We start from the raw sequence: 16,828 nt of genomic DNA, 5'->3' as shown, positions 1-16,828 counted from the left end.
GCCGGCCCGCCCGACCGGGCCGCCGGGGTCACGCCTGAGGGAACCAGGCCCGTCCGACCGTCACCTGCGTGCCGCGCGGCAGGTCGGGCTCCTCGCCGCGGGCGATCCGCTCGCACGCCGCGTTCATCCGCCGCCAGGCGTCCCTGTCCCGCTGGTGCCGGCGCAGGCCGCGTCCGCCCGGAAACGTCCCGGACCCCTGGGTGTTGCCGTCCGCGTGCCAGGTCAGCGACCACTGCCGCTGCGCGCTCCGCCCCGGCCCGCGCCTGACGCCGACCAGCCGCACGGTGTCCACCAGCGCGCTTCGGACGGTGTCGTCCACGGCCTCCAGCAGGTCGGCCGAGCCGCTGTCGCAGGCATCGCACCCGCAGTCCGGCTGCACGTCAAGCACCACGTCCGTCGTCCCCCAGGCGATCCGCAGGGACGGCGGGACGGCAGTGTCCGGTGAGCGGCCGTCGTCGTCCCCCTGCTGATTCCCGACGCCGGCACTCGCCTCCGCCTCGGACCCGTCCGTCTCGCAGAGGTACAGGGGGAGGGCGCCGGCGGCGCCCGACGGGGGATCGACGCGCATGAGGCGGTCCACCGGGGCGGGCGGGCCCTCTGGCCAGTCGGGGACCGGCCGGGGCGTGAGCTGCTCGGCTCGGGCCCCGTGCTCCACCAGCACCTGCGCCCAGAGGCGGGCGCGCGCGTGGACGATCCCGTAGCGCTCAGGGTCCGTCACCTGCGAGTACTCGCCGGGCGCAGGCTCCCGTGCGCCGGGGTGCGGGTCCGGCCAGGACGGCATGTCCATGCCGGACCAGCGCCGGTCCACCTCGGCCTGCACCTGCTCGATCTGTGCCATGGGCCGAGCATAGACCTGCTGACACGCCTCGGGGCTGAGCCGTGCGCGGTCCGCGTCCGGCCGGCATGCGTATACAGTGTTCGGCGTCACGTTTCTCCGCCCGGCCTTTCCGGGGCGGCGGGTCCTGCACAGGCCCGGGCCGTGAGCACCGCCCCCGGCCCGCTGCGTGCGGGCGGGGAGGGCGTGACCACCACTCGTATCCCGTCCGCACGGACGTCCGGCGCCTTCCGAGGAGGAAGGGCGGCCGGACCGTGCGGCTGTCACCTAGGAGGCCCCCGTGATCACCGACGGGCTGCTCATGATCGGCGTGGTCGCCGGCGTCGCCGGACTGCTGATCGTCCTCGAGAAGACCACCGGCTGGAAGTTCTTCAAGTACGTCCCGGCCATGGTCCTGATGTACCTGACCATCACCCTGCTCAACACGCTCGGCGTGTTCGGCGAAGCGGACAACGAGGCGCGCGACGCGCTCAAGGAGCTGCGCGTCTTCCTGCTGCCGGCGATGGTCTTCCTGTTCCTGCTGCAGTGCGACATCAAGAAGATCATCCAGCTCGGCCCGAAGCTGCTGATCACCTTCTTCGTCACCGCGGTGTCCATCTTCGCGGCGTTCATCCTGTCCTTCCTGATCTTCCAGCCGCTGCTGCCGGAGGGCTCGGACAAGGCGCTCGGCGCCCTGCTGGGCTCCTGGACCGGCGGCTCGGCGAACATGGCCGCCGTGCAGGGGATGGTCGGCGTGCCGGAGTCCGCGTTCGGCATCGCGCTGATCACGGACACCGTCATGTACTCGGTCTGGCTGATGCTGATGTTCTCCGCCGTGGTGTTCTCCGGCGCGTTCAACCGCTTCACCAAGGCGGACACCGCCTACCTGGACCGGCACATCCAGAACGCCCAGGTGGAGAAGGGCGCCATCAACCTCACCAACCTGGCGGGCCTGACCTTCGGCAGCCTCCTGGTGTCCGCGGTGGCCCTGCGCCTGGGCTCCTGGCTCGAGGAGGCCATCCCCTCCATCGCCGACGCCGTGAACGCGACCTCGTGGACCATCATCATCGTCTCGGTGCTGGGCCTGATCATCGCCCAGACCAGGCTGGGCAAGGTCGCCGGCTCGCATGAGGTCGGCACCCTGATGCTGTTCATGGTGATCGGCCAGCTCGCCTCGGGCTCCGACTTCGCCGCGATCGCCGAGGGCGGCTGGTTCCTGCTGGCCGGCGCCGTGGTCCTGCTGATCCACGCCGTGCTCATGCTGATCTACGCGAAGCTCACCAAGACCGACCTGTTCTCCGTGGTCGTCGCCTCCGTGGCGAACGTGGGCGGCATGGCCTCGGCCCCGGTGGTCGCCGGCACGTTCTCCCGTCACCTGGTCCCGGTCGGTGTGCTCTTCGCACTGCTCGGCTCGATCCTGGGCACCTGGATCGGCTACGGCGGCGCCCAGGTCATGATGGGGCTCTGACCATGGCGACGACGGGTTCCCACAGGATCGTCCGGGTCACCGCCCGGCTGCACGCCTGCCCCCTGCTGCGTCCGTTCGTGACGGCACAGCGTCGCACCGAGGCCGTGGCCTACGCGGTCTGCGAGGTCCAGCTCGCGGACGGCACCGTGGGCCAGGGCACCGCCGCGGAGACGGTGGCGGTCACCGGCGAGAGTGCGGAGTCCGTCGTCGCGAACCTCACCGGCCCGCTGCGTGCGGCGGTGGAGGGCGTCACCGGCACGCCGGACGAGTTCGCGCAGCTCGCCCGGCGGGCCGTGGACGGTGCGTCCTCGGCCCGCGGGGCCCTGGACGTGGCCGTCTGGGACGCGATCGGCAAGGCCGAGGGCCGTGCCGTGGTGGAGCTGCTCGGCGGCTCGTTCGACCCGGAGGCCGCGTTCGACTCGGACATGACCGTGTCCCTGGAGGACCCGGAGACCATGGCCCGCCACGCCCGCGAGGCCGTGGCGGACGGCTACCGGATCCTGAAGGTCAAGCTCGGCGGGGACACCGCCGAGGACGTGGAGCGCCTGCACGCGGTGGTCGCCGCGGAGCCGGGGGTGCGGCTGCGCGTCGACGCCAACCAGGGGTGGTCCCCGGAGGGTGCCGTCACCATGCTCCAGACCATGCACGACGAGGGGCTGCCGATCGAGGTCGTGGAGCAGCCGGTGGCGAAGGCGGACCTTCAGGGCATGGCCCTGGTGCGCCGCGAGTCGCCGTTCCCGATCATGGCGGACGAGTCCGTGTGGACCGCCGCGGACGCGCAGCGCGTCCTGGCCGCCGAGGCCGCGGACATGCTGAACATCAAGCTCGCCAAGACCGGCTCCCTCGGCGCGGGGCTGAAGATCGCGCAGCTGGCGCAGGACGCAGGCGTCACCTGCATGGTGGGCGCCATGATGGAGCCGAAGATCGGCATCACCGCCGCCGCTCACCTGGCGTTCGCCAGCCCGTCCATCACCATGGTGGACCTGGACCCGCCGGCCTGGTTCGCCTCCGAGCTGCCGGCCGGCGGCATGGTGGACGACGGCCGCCTGCGCCTGCTCGGCGGCCCCGGCCTCGGCCTGGACATGCTGCGCCCGGAGGACGACCCGCACCGCGGCTGAGCGGCGGCCGGTTGGGGTCTGCTGATAATCGACGGTTCGTCACCGGATCGCGGAGAATCTCGCAGGTCTGGTGACGAACCGTCGATGATCCGGGGTCACGGTGTTCGCGTTCGGCGCGGGCGAGGGCGATGAGCACGGTGGCGTCGAGGAGGACGGCCGTGCGGACCCGGGAAGTCCGCAGGTGGAGTCAGCGCACGACCTCGTCCGCATCCCCGGTGATGCCGAGCTTCTCGGCCACGTAGTCCACGTCCTTGTCTCCACGGCCGGAGAGGTTGACCAGGAGCATCTGGTCCTTCGGCAGCCGCGGGGCGATGCGCAGGGCGTGCGCCACGGCGTGCGAGGACTCCAGGGCCGGGACGATCCCCTCGGTGCGGGACAGGCGCTGGAAGGCATCGAGCACGGCGGCGTCGTCCTCGGCCACGTACTCCACGCGGCCGAGCTCCTTGAAGCGGGCGTGCTGCGGGCCTACGCCCGGGTAGTCCAGGCCGGAGGCGATCGAGTGCACCGGGTCCGGGGTGCCCTCCTCGTCCTGGAGCACCAGGGTGGACATGCCGTGGAGCATGCCGGGCACGCCCTTGCCCATGGTCATGGCGTGCTCGCCCTTGGCCTGGGAGCGGCCGCCGGGCTCGACGCCGATCAGGCGGACGTCTGAGTCGTCCAGGTAGGCGGTGAAGGCGCCCATGGCGTTGGAGCCGCCGCCCACGCAGGCGATCACGGCGTCCGGCAGGCGGCCGTAGCGCTCGACGATCTGGCGGCGGGACTCCCGGCCCACCACGGCCTGGAAGTCCCGGACGATGGTCGGGAAGGGGTGCGGTCCCACCACGGAGCCGATGGCGAACAGGTACTTCTCCGGGTTTGCGGCGTAGACGGCGAAGGCCGAGTCCACGGCCTCCTTCAGAGAGCGGCCCTCCCGCTCCACGGAGACCACCTTCGTGCCCAGCAGGCGCATGCGCACCACGTTCGGGTGCTGCTTGGCGATGTCGACGGCGCCCATGTGGATCTCACAGTCCAGGCCCACGAGCGCGGCGGCGGTGGCCAGGGCGACGCCGTGCTGGCCGGCGCCGGTCTCCGCGATCAGGGACGTCTTGCCCATGCGCTTGGCCAGCAGCGCCTCGCCCACGCAGTGGTTGATCTTGTGCGCCCCGGTGTGGTTCAGGTCCTCGCGCTTGAGCACGATCCGTGCGCCGCCCAGCTCGTCCGAGAGGCGCTCGAGCGGGGTGAGGGGCGAGGGGCGGCCGACGAAGTCGCGCAGCAGGCGGGCGTACTCGGCGTAGAACTCCGGGTCCTGGCGGGCCTCGGCGTAGGCCTCGGCGACCTCGCGCATGGGGCCGGCCAGTTGCGGCGGCAGGTGGGCGCCGCCGTAGGTGCCGAACATCCCGTCTTCCGAGATGTCGAGGTCCGGGGTGTGGACGAGGTCGCAGGCCTCGGCGAGGGTGGTGGGCTCGGGCTGCTGGTCGGCAGTGCAGGGATCGGTGACGGTCATCGTCGGTGCTCCTTCGTGTGCGGTCCACCCGGGCCGGACATGGAAGAAGCCGCCCGAGGGGACGGGCGGCTTCGGTGCTTGCGCAGGGGAGAGTGCCGCCCTCAGGCGGTCCACCACTGCTGCTGCGTCTGCATGGCAGTGAATCTACTCCTGACCCGGCGGCTGCGCGGAATATGGGACGAATGTGTCTCACAGGGTGGCCCGGGACGTTCGGGTGTCCGGGGTGCCGGGTGGGCCGGGGGCTGCGCGGCGACGCGTAGCCTGAGCGAACGGGTATCGAGAGGAGAGCGTCATGTCAGGGCATGAGCCGCCGTCGAGCACCGGCAGGCAGCAGCCGGAGCCGGGGTCGCCGTCGGAGTCGGGGTCACCGTCGGAGCCTGTCGCCGGCCCTGCCGGCCCTGCCGGCCCCGCTGGCCCTGTCGATTCCGAAGGCCCCGGGACCCGCCGCCCTGCGCGGCCGGTGGCCTGGGTGTGGCTGGCGGCCCTGCTGGTCTTCGCCGGCGCGCTGGGCTCCATGTTCGTCGGCACCGCCGCCCCGCCACCCGAACCTGGTCAGCCGGGCACCAACGGTCCGCCCGCGCTGTGGATCGGAGTGTTCCTGGTCCCGGTGGCCGCACTCCTCGCCGCAGCCGCCACGCTCGTCAGCCTGCTCCGACCGGGACTGCGGTGGTCCGGGGCGGCGGGCGTGCTCGGCTTCGCGCTCATGGCGTGGGTGATGAGCATGGACCTCGTCGCGGACTCGCGCACGCTCGGCCAGGTCCTGGTGCTGACGGCGGTCGCCTGCTTCATCGCCGCGACCGTCCTGGCGTTCCGTGCCCGGCCGCTGCCGGTGCGGGGCCGGCGGCGGGGCTGAGACGTCCTGCGCTGTGGCCTGCGCTGTGGCCAAGTGGTGAGAACACACCGTCATGAGCCGCGAGATGCGGGGGTGAGGGGGTGTGTCCTCACCAGTAAACGAGGTGATGGGGGTGTGTCCTCACCAGTAAACGAGGGGCTTGCCTCAACGAGGGGCTCGGGGCCTGACGACGACGGCCCCCGCCTCCGCCGGTCGGCTCAGCCCTCTGAGACGGTCGCCTCGCGCGTGGACTGCAGCCGCGACTGGCGGGCGGCGAGGCGCTCCTGGCGCTCGCCGAGGCCCTCGCGGATCGCCATGAACAGGGCGATCAGGCCGACGGTGAGCAGGATGTGGCCCAGGCCGGCGATGCCCGGAATGGCGGCGGAGGTGTCCGCCGGGGACTTGCCGTCCAGAGTCAGCAGGCCGCGGATGAGCATCATGACGATCGTGACCGCCAGGCCGGCGTTGTACACCCAGAAGAAGACGGTGAAGGACCGGCGCGTGTGGAGCGTCAACACGGCGTCCAGGGCCAGGACGATCAGGAACATCATCATGCCCAGGGCCAGGATGTGGGTGTGCATCAGGCTCAGCTCGGACTCCACGCCGAGGTTGCCGGTCAGCTTGGTGAACTCGCGGTAGAAGACGCCCGCAGCCAGCCCCAGCGTCAGCCAGGTGGCGGCGGCGTAGAAGGACTTCATCATGCCTCCCACGCTAGGCCGCGGCCTGCCCGCGGACATCAACCGTTCGATGGGTGCCCGCGCACGTCAACCGTTCGATGGGTGCTGTACGGCCCTTCCCGCCGGCCCCCCTGTTGGCGGCCCTCACTGCCGTGGCCCTTCTCTCCGTGCCGGTCCGACTGCCTGCCACAGCGCAGGCGGGCCGCACGCCGCTCAGCGCAGCCGGATGACCATCTTGCCGGTGTTGCCACCCTCCAGCAGGTCGATGAACGCCTGCGGGGCGTTCTCGAGGCCCTCGCGGACGGTCTCGTCGAACCGCAGGGTGCCGTCCTGCAGCCAGCCGACGGCCTGGCCGAGCCACTCCTCGGTCACGTCCAGGTGGTCGGCCACGATGAACCCTTGCAGCCGCAGCCGCTTGCCCACCGCCTGCACGAGGTTCCGCGGTCCCGGAGCCGCTTCGGTGGCGTTGTACTGGGAGACGGCGCCGCACATGGCGACGCGGCCACCCACCGTGAGCGCGCCGATCGCGGCCTCGAGGTGGTCTCCGCCGACGTTGTCGAAGTACACGTCGATGCCCTCCGGCGCCGCCTCCTGCAGCATTTGCCGAACGTTTCCGGACTTGTAGTCGAACGCCGCGTCGAAGCCCAGTTCGTTCAGGCGCTCCACCTTCTCGGCGGAGCCTGCGGAGCCGATGACCCGCTCGGCGCCGAGGGCCTTCGCGATCTGCCCGACGGCCGAGCCCACGGCCCCGGCGGCACCGGAGACGAACACGGTGTCCCCGGGCTGGAACTGCGCGATCTTTGTCAGGCCCACGTAGGCGGTCAGGCCGGGCATGCCGAGCACGCCGAGGTAGGCCGAGTCCGGGACGTCCCGGGTGTCCACGGCCTGCACGCGCTCGGCCTCCACCACCGCGTGCTCGCGCCAGCCGAGCTGGTGCAGCACCCGGGTGCCCACCGGCACGTCGTCGCTCCGGGAGTCCACCACGGTGCCCACGGCGCCGCCGTCGAGCGGGTCGTCGATCTGAAAGGGCGGCACATAGGACTTCACGTCGTCCATGCGGCCGCGCATGTACGGGTCCACGGACATCACGTCGTTGGCCACGAGAACCTGGCCGTCCTCGAGGGCCGGCACGTCCACGGTCTCGAGCCGGAAGTCCTCAGGCGTCGGGGCGCCGTGCGGGCGGGAGGCCAGCACGATCTGCCGGGTCTGCGTCGGGATCTGCGCGGTGAGGTCCTTGTCGGAAGTCATCCTCTGACTCTGTCAGGCGTGGGGCGGGCTCGTCGACCCTCGCGAGGCAGACGTCAACGGGAACCTCGGCATCGCCGACGCCGAGGACATCGCGGCCGTCGTCGTTGTGGGACGCTGCGAGACGTTGCGGGAACTGGTGAGGACACACCCTCACCGGCGCCGGATCAGGGGACGCAGAGGGTGTGTTCTCACCACAAAGCTGAGGGACAGGGCGGCGGATGCCTCGAGGGACAGGGCGGGCACCTCAGCGGCCGCAGGCTCAACGGCCGCAGCCCTCAGCGGCCGGTGGGCGGCGGCGGGCGCCAGTCCATGATCCTGTGCAGCGGCTCCTCCACGCGGGAATCGGGGAGCATGCGCAACGTCAGGTTCCTCAGGGCCGCGGCGCCGGGCATGCGCAGGTGCGCGACGGTCCCGAGGGTGCGGGCCAGGCGCGCCATCTCGCGGATGCGGGGCTGGCGCAGGGTGTCGTACCGGTCGAGGGCGCGGCGCAGTCGATCCGAGTTCACCAGGCCGGGCGGGTCGGTGAGCAGGTGGTCCAGGCAGATCGCGAGGGTCGCGGCGTCCTCGAGGGCCTGCGCGCCGCCCTGGCCGAGGTTCGGGGTCATGGCGTGCGCGGCGTCCCCGATCAAAACGAGGCGGCCCTGGGAGAAGGTCGGCAGGTCCGCGGCCAGCTCGGTGGCGCGCGTGAAGTGCATGTCCTCCGGGTCGGTGGCGGAGATCAGCTGCGGGATGGGCGCGTGCCAGTGCGCGAAGCGGTCGGCCAGGCGGGACAGCAGCTGGGTCGAGGGCAGGTGCCGTTCGTCGTCATGGCGGTGCACCACCGAGTTGGTCTGCACGGCGAACCAGTAGGCGCGGCCGTCCGCGAGCGGGGCGAAGCCGAACCGGGTGCCGTCACCCCAGGTCTCGCCGGCCGCCGCGAGGCCGTCCGGGCCGGTGAGGTCCACCGGCTCGCGGGTGATGGCACGCCAGGCGGAGTAGCCGGCGTCCTGCAGGCCGGGATCGTTGGGCCAGGCCCGGCGCACGGCGGAACGGGACCCGTCCGCGCCGACCACCAGGTCGAACGCCCAGGTGCGGGCCGCCCCGTTCCCGTCGGTGAAGCGGACGGTGCCCGCCGTGGACACGGAATCCACCCGGCAGCCCAGGCGGATCCGCCCGGCGGTCACCTGGGAGGCGAGCATCAGGTGCAGCTCCTCGCGCGGCATCACGCGGACGCGGGACACGATCTCGGAAGGCAGCAGCGTCAGGGTCCGGCCGTCCGGGGAACGCTGTGCCGCCACGTCCGAGCTCACGGTGTAGGGGTGCTGGGCGAGGGCGTCTGCGTAGCCGAGGGACTCGAGGGCGCGCAGGGCGTTCGGGGCCATGGTGATGGCGGTGCCGCCCGAGCGCAGCGTGGGGGAGGACTCGAGGACGACCACGTCCGCGCCACGTGCCTGCAGGCCGGCCGCCAGGGCCAGGCCCCCGATGCCGGCCCCCACCACTGCGATCCTCATGGCATGCCCTCCCCTCGTCGTCTCCGGTTGGCGACCGTCTCTGCGCTGACCGGGGCGTCGTCGTCCGGCGGGGCGGGGTCCCCGTCTGGGATGGACTCTACCGCCGCCGGCTGGGACGGGCGGCCACGCGGCGCGCACGTGGGCGCATAGCCTGGGCGCATGAGCCCCCTGCGCTTCCCCGCCCCGCTGCGTCCCGGTGACCGGATCGGCGTCACGGCGCCTTCGGCCGGCGTGGGAGAGGGCGCCCGGCGGCGGTTCGAGGTGGCCGTCTCCTGGCTCACCGCCCGGGGCTTCGAGGTGGTCCTCGGCGACTGCCTCGGCGTGGACCGGTGGGTCTCCGCCCCCAGGCGGCAACGGGCCGCCGAGTTCACGGCCATGCTCTGCGACCCGCAGATCCGGGCCGTCGTCCCGCCGTGGGGCGGTCCCGGCACCGCGCTCGACCTGCTGGACGAGCTCGACTGGGACGCGATCGGCGCCGCCGAGCCCACCTGGGTGGTCGGCTCCTCGGACTGCGTGGCGCTCATGGTGCCGCTGACCCTGTACGCCGGACTGCCCACCCTCCACGGGGACAACCTCATGGACACCCCCTACGAGGTCCCCGCCGGCCTGGCGCACTGGACACGGCTGGCCACGGCCGAGGGCGGCCCGGGTGGGCGGCGGATCGTCCAGCGCGACAGCGGCGTCCAGGGCTTCTGGGCGCCCCTGGAGGACGCCCACGCCCACGTGTGGCGGGACCAGCGGGCGGCGTCCTGGGAGCTGTGGGCACCGTGTGCCGCGTCCGGGGAACGGCTTCCCGACGACGGCACCCGCCCCCGCCTGGACGTCACCGGCACGCTGGTCGGCGGGTGCATCGAGGTGCTCTCCGCCATCGCCGGGACGCCGTACGCGGACGTGCGCGCCTTCGCCCGGGAGCACGGTCCGCTGGTGGTCTACGTGGAGGCCGCCGAGGCGGACGCCTTCACCGTGTGCCGGCAGCTGCACACCCTGCGCCTGCACGGCTGGTTCGAGCAGGCCGCGGCCGTGCTGGTGGGCAGGACCCTGGCCCCGGACTCCGGCTCGGGGACGGAGCGGATGACCCAGCGGGAGGCGGTCCTGGACGCGCTCGCCGGGGTGGCCAGCGCGGACGGCGGGCCTGTGCCGGTCGTGTTCGACGTGGAGATCGGCCACGTGCCCCCGCACCTGCCGCTGCTCAACGGAGCCCGCGCCCGGGTCCAGGTGGATGAGATGCGGCACGTGATCACCCAGTTCTGGTGAGGGCCCGCCGCGCGGCACTGCTCTGCCCTGGTGCGTGCCGGGCCGGTTCCCCGCATGCTCGCCGCCGCGCTCGGAACCTCATGGACCGCCACAGCTAACCTGGTGGCATGAGCGAGAAGACCGCCCTCACCGTGTACGGCGCCGACTGGTGCCGTGACTGCCTCCGCACCAAGCGCCAGCTGGATGAGCTCGGGGTGTCCTACGAGTACATCGACCTCGTGGCCGACCCGTCCCGCGCCGACGAGGCCCATCGGATCTCCGGCCGCACCAACATCCCGGTGGTCGTCTTCCCGGACGGCACCCACCAGGTGGAGCCGCGCAATGAGGAGACCGCCGCCAAGCTCGAGGAGCTCGGCCTGATCTGAGCAGGCTCCGCCTCGGCCCGGCCGCGCGCCACACACCGGACGCTTCGTACCCGACGCGGTGCAGCCGTTGCTGCCTCCGACGTGCTCGGACCACAGCCGCGGCACCCTCGTCTGCATCGGCGGACCGACCCGCCACTCATCCTCTGGTCTGATCCGGGCCCACCGAGGTTCGCCCCTGGTGCCGATGCCGCCGCGTTCCCCGGTGAGGATGCTGGAGGCATGACTTCGACGCACTCCCGCACCAGTCCGACCATCACCCCCTCCACGTCCACGGCGCCGGTCCTCACCGCCCGCGGTCTGACGAAGTCCTACGGCTCCGTCCACGCCCTGGCCGGCGTGGACTTGGAGATCGGCCGTGGCGAGTCCGTGGCCGTCATGGGGCCCTCGGGCTCCGGCAAGACCACCCTGCTCCATGTGCTGTCCGGCATCATCGCGCCGGACGCCGGCAGCGTCCGCCTGCACGGCGGCGATCCGCTGGAGATCACCTCCCTCGGCGAGGGCGAGCGGGCCCGTCTGCGCCGCGAGCGCCTGGGCTTCGTGTTCCAGGACGGCCTCCTGCTGCCCGAGCTCACCGCCGTCGAGAACGTGGCCATGCCGCTGATGCTGCGCGGCACCGCCCGTGCCGAGGCCCAGCAGGTGGCCGCGTCCTGGCTGTCCGCACTGGGTCTGGCCGGCATGGAGGAGCGCCGCCCCGGCGAGCTCTCCGGCGGGCAGCGGCAGCGGGTGGCGATCGCCCGCGCCCAGGCCGGCGAACCGGACGTGGTCTTCGCAGACGAGCCGACCGGCGCCCTGGACTCGGACACCTCGTCCTCCGTGATGGACGCCCTGATCGACTCCACCGTCTCCCGCGGCCGCACGCTCGTGGTGGTCACCCATGACGACGACGTCGCGGCCCGCTGCGGCCGCCTCGTCCGCGTCCGGGACGGCCGGATCCTCGACGACGTCCGCCGCCCGGACGCCGCCGCCCACGGGGAGGTCACCCGATGAACCGCGCCGTGCTGTCCCTGTTCCTGTCCCGCCTCTTCGCCGACCGCAGCGTCTGGGCCCTGCCGGTGGCCGCGTTCGCGGTGGTCACGGCCCTGACCCTGGGCGTGGCCGGCGGCGTCCACTTCTTCTTCACCCTCCAGCTGCCCGAGGACGGGGTCGCCGGCATATACCGGATGCTCTCCGGGTTCGCGCTCGTGCTGCTGCTGTTCCCCCTGACCTCCCTGGCCGGCTCCGCCGCCCGACTGCTGGCCCGGCGCAGGGATGAGCGACTGTCCTCCCTGCGCCTGCTCGGCGCGTCGAGCGCCACCATCACGGGCCTGGCCGTCGCGGAGGCGACGGTCCTGGCGGCGGCCGGTGCCGTCGTCGGGCTGGCCGGGTGGGCGGTGCTGGTGCCGCTGATCGCCCTGCTGCCGTTCGCCGGCGGTCAGGTGGGGATGGCGAGCCAGTGGATCGGCGTCCCGCTCACCCTGCTGGTGCTGGCCGGCGTGGTCCTGCTCGGCGCGCTCTCCGCACTGCTCGGCCTGCGCCGGGTGGCCGTCACCCCGCTGGGCGTGCGCACCCGGCAGCGCCCGCGCCGGGTGGTGTGGGTGCGCGTGCTGGTGGCGGTCGGCGTACTGGTCGCCGCGCAGGTCGCCGCCACGGTGATGGGCGCCGCGCAGGAGGTCGCCGTCGCGGTGGCGCTGGCGATCGCCGCGATGGCGGCACCGATGCTGGCCGTCCATGCGATCGGACCGTGGGTGCTGGGCGTGACCGCCCGCCGTCGCGTGCGCCGCGCGAAGAGCGCCGAACGCCTGGTGGCCGCCCGGCTGGTGCTGGAGGACCCGCGCCTGGCCTGGCGTCAGGTGGGTGGCGTGGCGCTCACGGTCTACATCGGCACGGTGGGTGCCGCCGGCTTCGGCATGGCGAATGCGTTCCAGGCTGACGGCGCCGCGTTGACCGCGAGCGAGCGGCACCTGACCGCAGACCTGGGCACCGGTGTGCTCGTGACCATGGTGGTCTCCTTCCTGCTGGCCGCCTGCTCGGTGGCGATCTCGCAGGCGGCCCAGCTGCTGGACCGCGCGGACCTGCACAGCGGCCTGGTGATGGCCGGAATGGACGTGCACACCGTCCATGCGATGCGCCGCCGCGCCGTGATGTCCGCCCTCGGCACGGTGCTGGTGTTCAGCCTGGCTGCGGCGCTCATCTCGGCGGCTCCGGTGATCGGTGCGGCCGCGGTGTTCGCTCCGGTGTCCCTGGTCACCGCCGTCGCCTGCCTGGTGGCCGGCGTGCTGCTGGTCCGCGGCGGCGTGGAGGTCACCCGTCCGGCGTTGCGCCGCAGCCTGACGGCGCACGGGCTGGCGGCCTGACCGGCACATTGCGTCGAGTGGGCAGACATTCCACGTTTCCGCGGCGAAAGGTGGAATACCTGCCCACTCGACGTCGAAGCAGAGGTGCACGCCGCTGCAGCGGGCGGGGTCCAGGCGTCAGGCCCGCGGCACCCTCTTCACCCCTCCACTCCAGGACGCGAGCACCACGGCGGCCAGCGCGCCGAGCGTGCCCACCACGGTCCACGCGGACACCGCCGCGCCGTCCACGGGGGCCACGGTGTCCAGCAGCAGCGAGCCGAGCAGCTGCCCGGCCACCAGGCCCAGCGTGGTGAGGAACGCGCCGATCCGCGGGACCAGCAGTGCCGAAACCCCGATGAACACGCACCCCAGCGGGCCGCCCATGTACATCCACCACACCGCCGGCAGCGGCCCGGACGCTCCGGCCACCACGGCCTTGCCCAGGTAGATCAGCCCCAGCAGCGCAGTGCCGGCCAGGAAGTTGATCAGGGTGACCGGAATCGGCGAGCCGTAGGCGGCGGACTGCCGGCCGTTGAACACCTGCTGCACGCTCGTGCCGAAGCCGGCCACCACCGGGATCGCGGCCATGAGCAGCCACAGGAGGCCGGCTCCCTCCGCGGCACCTGCGTCCGCACCCGCTCCGCCCGTGTTCGCTGCGCCGCCGAGCGCCTCACCGAGCTGCGGCCACACCACCACCAGCACGGCCGCCAGCGCCAGGGCCGCACCCATCAGCCGGCGCGGACCGATCCGCTGCACACCCGCCGGGGTCAGGCCGAGCCGGTCCACGCCCATGCCGCCGACCACCTGCCCGGTCACCATCGCCACCGTGAACACCGCCACCCCGATCACCGGGATCGTCAGCGACTGTGTGAAGACCAGACACGCACCGATGAACCCCGCGGAGTAGTACCACCACTTCACCTGCCCGCGGCGCAGGGCCGGCAGCACCTCGCTCGCCGCCCGCCGCCCGGAGGGCACCAGCAGGGTCACCAGCACCATGGCCGCCAAGCCGGAGGAGAAGGACATCAGCGCGGCCAGGATCGGGTCCTCCACGGCGCTGGAGAGGGCCGAGTTCACCCGCCCCTGCAGCGGAGTGACGGCGCCGGCCACCAGGGAGAGGGCGAACAGGACAGCCATGAGGGTGCGGGGCGAGGCGGAGGCGCGCGCCGTCGTCGTGGTCTGCTCAGGCAAGGCCGATCCTCCTCACCAGGCCGGCGGTCCCCGCCGGATCCAGCACGGCCACCGGGTGCGGTCCGGCGGCGGTGAGCCGCCCGGTCAGCTCCCGGCTCTCGACGACGGCCCCCTCCCAGGTGCGTCCGTCGGGGCTGAGGCGTCCCCCGAGCAGGCCGCCGGCGGCGAGGACCGCGTTGCCGTAGGACAGCCGTTCGAGCATGGTCGCGTCGGCGAGGGTCCATACGCCGGTGAGCCGGGCGTCCAGGCAGGCGGCCTCGAGCTCGCGGGCCTGGTCGGCGAGGAGGTGCAGGCCGGTCTCGTCCCCGATGTTGACCAGCAGGACGCCGGCGGGGGAGAGCAGGCCCAGCAGGTCGGTGTAGAAGCCGCGGCCGGCCCGGTGGGGTGCGGTGTCGGCGCCGGCGTCGATGTCCAGGACCACGGCGTCGAAGCTGCGGCCGGCCAGGGACGGTGCGGCGTCGCGGGCGTCGGCCACCAGGGAGGTCAGCGCGGTGCCCTCGGGCAGGGGCAGTTCGGCGGTGACGAAGGAGACGAGCTCGCGGTCGATGTCCACCACGGTCTGGGCGGAGCCCGGGCGGGTGGTCTGCACGTAGCGGGGGAGTGTGAGGGCGCCGGCGCCCAGGTGAAGGATGTCGATCGGTTCCCCGGGCGGGGCCAGGACGTCCAGCACGTTGGCCATGCGCCGCAGGTACTCGTACCGGATGTGGCCGGGGCGGGCGAGGTCCACGTGGGACTGGATGTGCCCGCCGATCTGAAGGACGTGGCCGCTGCCGTGCTCGTCCGGGCGGATGCGCGCGAGCTCCCCGGAGACACCGAGATGGACCGAGCGCGGCGCGGAGGACCCGGGCGGCGGCGCGGAGGGGCTGGAACTGGGGGCCATGCGGACCAGTATGGACCTGCGGCGGGCACGGCGACCATCTCACCATGCGGCCATGATGTCCATAATATGGACTCGCGTGCGGGTGGGAAGGTCGCCCGTCCCACTATGGGAGGCATGAACACCGCAGCAACCGCCACCATGACCCCGCAGGCCACGGATGCCGCCGCCGCGCTCACCGCGGCTGGGGTGTCCTATGAGGAGTACCTGACCGGCGTGGACGCCGTCCCGGGCATCTTCGCCGTGGCCGCTGACGACGCCGCGATCGCCCAGCTCGGCCTGGACGCCGTGGCCTTCGAGGACAACCTCCTCTACGTGGGCGCCGCCCCGACGTCCCTGCTCGGACGTGACGTCCGCGGGCACTTCCACTCGGGCCGCACGGAGAGCTCGACCCTGCGCCGCAGCCTTGCCGCGCTGCTCTTCGACGAGCTGGACCTGGCCTTGGTCCCGCGGTCGCCGGGCTCCCGCACCGTGAAGTTCGCCCTGACCCCGGACGCCGAGGACCGGCTCACCGCCTGGATGAAGGAGCACCTGACCGTCTCCACCGTGGCCGTCGACGCCGGGGATGTGCACGCGGTCGTCGGCGAGGTGGTCGATGAGCTGGAGCCGCCGCTGAACCTCAAGGGCGTCGCCCATCCGTGGGAGGCCCTGATCGAGAAGCGCCGTCGTCTGACCGCTGAGGCCCGTCCCTCCGCGACCCTCTGACGTCCTCGGCCCCTTCCGCCTCGCTCCTGGAGTCGTTGCAGGGCAGGCGGGAGGGGCCGGTCGCCGTCGTGGGCCGGGTCAGCGCCTGAGGCGTCGCTTCGGCGTGGTGAGCAGACCGAGCCCCACTCCGAGGAGGATGGTCGCCGCCCCGAGCGCCTGCACGGGCGAGAGCAGCTCACCGGCCACGAGGGCTCCGAGGATCGTTCCGGCCAGCGGGTTGAGCAGGCCGAGGATGCCCACGGTCCGGGCCGGCAGCCCGGCGAGGCCGCGGAACCACAGCACGTAGGCCAGGCCGGTGCAGATGAGCCCGAGGTAGGCGAAGCCGAGGATCGCGGGCAGGTCCAGCGCCGGAGGAGGCCCCTCGACGAGCAGGGCGGTCGGCGTGAGCATCACCCCGGCGATCGTCAGCTGCCAGGCCGTGAACGTCAGGGAGCTCACCGGGGGCTTCCACTTCTTCGCGAGCACGTAGCCGAGCGAGGAGATCAGCACGGCCACCAGCGCGGCCACCACGCCGATCACGTCCAGCGTGGCGATCGCCGAGCCCGCCAGCAACGCCACCCCCAGGATCCCGACGACGGCCCCCACGTACGCCATGACCGGCGCCTTCTCCTTCAGCAGCAGCCGTCCGAGCACCACCATCACGAGCGGGCCCGAGGCCATGAGGGTCGCCGCCACACCGGAGGGCAGGCGTGCCCCGGAGGTGTAGACGAGCACGAAGAACAGGGCCATCGTGATGAAGGACAGGACCGTGGACCGCCACCACCACTGGCCCTTCGGAAGCTGCCGGGTGAACGCCAGCAGGAGCAGCCCGGCCGGCAGGGAACGGATCGCAGCGCCGGTCAGCGGCATGTCCGCGGGCAGCCACTGGCGCGTCACCACATAGGTGGAGCCCCACAGCACCGGCACGATCGCGGTCATGAGGATCAGGCCCAGCGGGCTGCGGGTGGTGGACATGGGCGCCAGATTATCCGGGACGGCTCTCCGGGCGCTGTGC

The 16,828-nt window shown here is 72.8% G+C and carries 16 protein-coding genes; 8 read left to right on the top strand and 8 right to left on the bottom strand.

The annotated features are described in order from the left end of the window. Nucleotides 1-28: 28 nt before the first annotated feature. Nucleotides 29-838 carry a DUF6226 family protein gene (locus HMPREF2863_RS08765; protein WP_070639507.1) on the bottom strand — a complete coding sequence of 270 codons (810 nt, stop codon included), beginning with the start codon at nucleotides 836-838 and terminating at the stop codon, nucleotides 29-31. A gap of 277 nt (nucleotides 839-1,115) precedes the next feature. Here HMPREF2863_RS08765 and HMPREF2863_RS08760 point away from each other — a divergent pair, with 277 nt between their 5' ends. Then, the gene (locus HMPREF2863_RS08760) at nucleotides 1,116-2,282 is read left to right on the top strand and encodes a DUF819 family protein (protein WP_070639505.1); all 1,167 of its coding nucleotides are present in this window, start codon (nucleotides 1,116-1,118) and stop codon (nucleotides 2,280-2,282) included. 2 nt (nucleotides 2,283-2,284) lie between these two features. Further along, the gene (locus HMPREF2863_RS08755; RefSeq protein WP_070639503.1) at nucleotides 2,285-3,400 is read left to right on the top strand and encodes a dipeptide epimerase; all 1,116 of its coding nucleotides are present in this window, start codon (nucleotides 2,285-2,287) and stop codon (nucleotides 3,398-3,400) included. Between the two features lie 187 nt (nucleotides 3,401-3,587). On the opposite strand, the gene trpB is transcribed toward HMPREF2863_RS08755, so the two are convergent. Continuing rightward, nucleotides 3,588-4,883, bottom strand: a complete 1,296-nt coding sequence (gene trpB, locus HMPREF2863_RS08750; RefSeq protein WP_083315340.1) for a tryptophan synthase subunit beta — start codon at nucleotides 4,881-4,883, stop codon at nucleotides 3,588-3,590. Nucleotides 4,884-5,343: 460 nt separating this feature from the next. Between trpB and HMPREF2863_RS08745 the strand changes: the two genes are divergently transcribed. After that, nucleotides 5,344-5,736: a hypothetical protein gene (locus HMPREF2863_RS08745; protein ID WP_067191208.1), complete on the top strand. Its 393-nt coding sequence runs from the start codon at nucleotides 5,344-5,346 to the stop codon at nucleotides 5,734-5,736. 197 nt (nucleotides 5,737-5,933) lie between these two features. Here HMPREF2863_RS08745 and HMPREF2863_RS08740 read toward each other — a convergent pair whose 3' ends face one another. The 3 genes from HMPREF2863_RS08740 to HMPREF2863_RS08730 form a co-directional block, all read right to left on the bottom strand. After that, nucleotides 5,934-6,416 (bottom strand): DUF2871 domain-containing protein, encoded by a 483-nt coding sequence (locus tag HMPREF2863_RS08740; RefSeq protein WP_067191206.1) that lies wholly within the window; start codon nucleotides 6,414-6,416, stop codon nucleotides 5,934-5,936. Between the two features lie 189 nt (nucleotides 6,417-6,605). Continuing rightward, nucleotides 6,606-7,640, bottom strand: coding sequence for an NADP-dependent oxidoreductase (locus HMPREF2863_RS08735; RefSeq protein WP_067191204.1), 1,035 nt, complete (start codon nucleotides 7,638-7,640; stop codon nucleotides 6,606-6,608). A 275-nt stretch (nucleotides 7,641-7,915) separates the two neighbouring features. Continuing rightward, nucleotides 7,916-9,130 (bottom strand): FAD-dependent monooxygenase, encoded by a 1,215-nt coding sequence (locus HMPREF2863_RS08730; RefSeq protein WP_070639501.1) that lies wholly within the window; start codon nucleotides 9,128-9,130, stop codon nucleotides 7,916-7,918. Nucleotides 9,131-9,289: 159 nt separating this feature from the next. On the opposite strand from HMPREF2863_RS08730, the gene HMPREF2863_RS08725 reads away from it, so the two are divergent. The 4 genes from HMPREF2863_RS08725 (at nucleotide 9,290) to HMPREF2863_RS08710 (ending at nucleotide 13,082) form a co-directional block, all read left to right on the top strand. Continuing rightward, nucleotides 9,290-10,384, top strand: a complete 1,095-nt coding sequence (locus HMPREF2863_RS08725) for an LD-carboxypeptidase (RefSeq protein WP_070639499.1) — start codon at nucleotides 9,290-9,292, stop codon at nucleotides 10,382-10,384. Between the two features lie 107 nt (nucleotides 10,385-10,491). Further along, complete coding sequence (locus tag HMPREF2863_RS08720; protein ID WP_070639497.1) at nucleotides 10,492-10,749, top strand: glutaredoxin family protein; 258 nt, start codon at nucleotides 10,492-10,494, stop codon at nucleotides 10,747-10,749. Between the two features lie 219 nt (nucleotides 10,750-10,968). After that, nucleotides 10,969-11,736, top strand: coding sequence for an ABC transporter ATP-binding protein (locus HMPREF2863_RS08715; protein WP_070639495.1), 768 nt, complete (start codon nucleotides 10,969-10,971; stop codon nucleotides 11,734-11,736). Then, on the top strand, nucleotides 11,733-13,082 hold the full coding sequence (locus HMPREF2863_RS08710; protein WP_083315339.1) for a hypothetical protein: 1,350 nt from the start codon (nucleotides 11,733-11,735) through the stop codon (nucleotides 13,080-13,082). The genes HMPREF2863_RS08715 and HMPREF2863_RS08710 overlap by 4 nt, the downstream gene beginning before the upstream one ends. A gap of 117 nt (nucleotides 13,083-13,199) precedes the next feature. Here the strand turns inward: HMPREF2863_RS08710 and HMPREF2863_RS12440 are convergent, their stop codons facing one another. Together HMPREF2863_RS12440 and HMPREF2863_RS08700 are read right to left on the bottom strand one after the other, a co-directional pair. Continuing rightward, complete coding sequence (locus HMPREF2863_RS12440) at nucleotides 13,200-14,252, bottom strand: DMT family transporter (RefSeq protein ID WP_305791290.1); 1,053 nt, start codon at nucleotides 14,250-14,252, stop codon at nucleotides 13,200-13,202. Further along, the gene (locus tag HMPREF2863_RS08700; protein WP_070639493.1) at nucleotides 14,245-15,132 is read right to left on the bottom strand and encodes a spermidine synthase; all 888 of its coding nucleotides are present in this window, start codon (nucleotides 15,130-15,132) and stop codon (nucleotides 14,245-14,247) included. Before HMPREF2863_RS08700 ends, HMPREF2863_RS12440 begins: the two co-directional genes overlap by 8 nt. A gap of 114 nt (nucleotides 15,133-15,246) precedes the next feature. On the opposite strand from HMPREF2863_RS08700, the gene HMPREF2863_RS08695 reads away from it, so the two are divergent. After that, on the top strand, nucleotides 15,247-15,834 hold the full coding sequence (locus tag HMPREF2863_RS08695; protein WP_070639655.1) for a GIY-YIG nuclease family protein: 588 nt from the start codon (nucleotides 15,247-15,249) through the stop codon (nucleotides 15,832-15,834). Between the two features lie 78 nt (nucleotides 15,835-15,912). On the opposite strand, the gene HMPREF2863_RS08690 is transcribed toward HMPREF2863_RS08695, so the two are convergent. After that, on the bottom strand, nucleotides 15,913-16,788 hold the full coding sequence (locus tag HMPREF2863_RS08690) for an EamA family transporter (protein ID WP_246828863.1): 876 nt from the start codon (nucleotides 16,786-16,788) through the stop codon (nucleotides 15,913-15,915). Between the last annotated feature and the right edge of the window lie 40 nt (nucleotides 16,789-16,828).

The organism is Micrococcus sp. HMSC067E09 (assembly GCF_001812555.1).
Taxonomy (GTDB): domain Bacteria; phylum Actinomycetota; class Actinomycetes; order Actinomycetales; family Micrococcaceae; genus Micrococcus; species Micrococcus lylae.
Note: the sequence above shows the minus strand (reverse complement) of the source record. Positions and strands in the feature narration are given on the sequence as shown.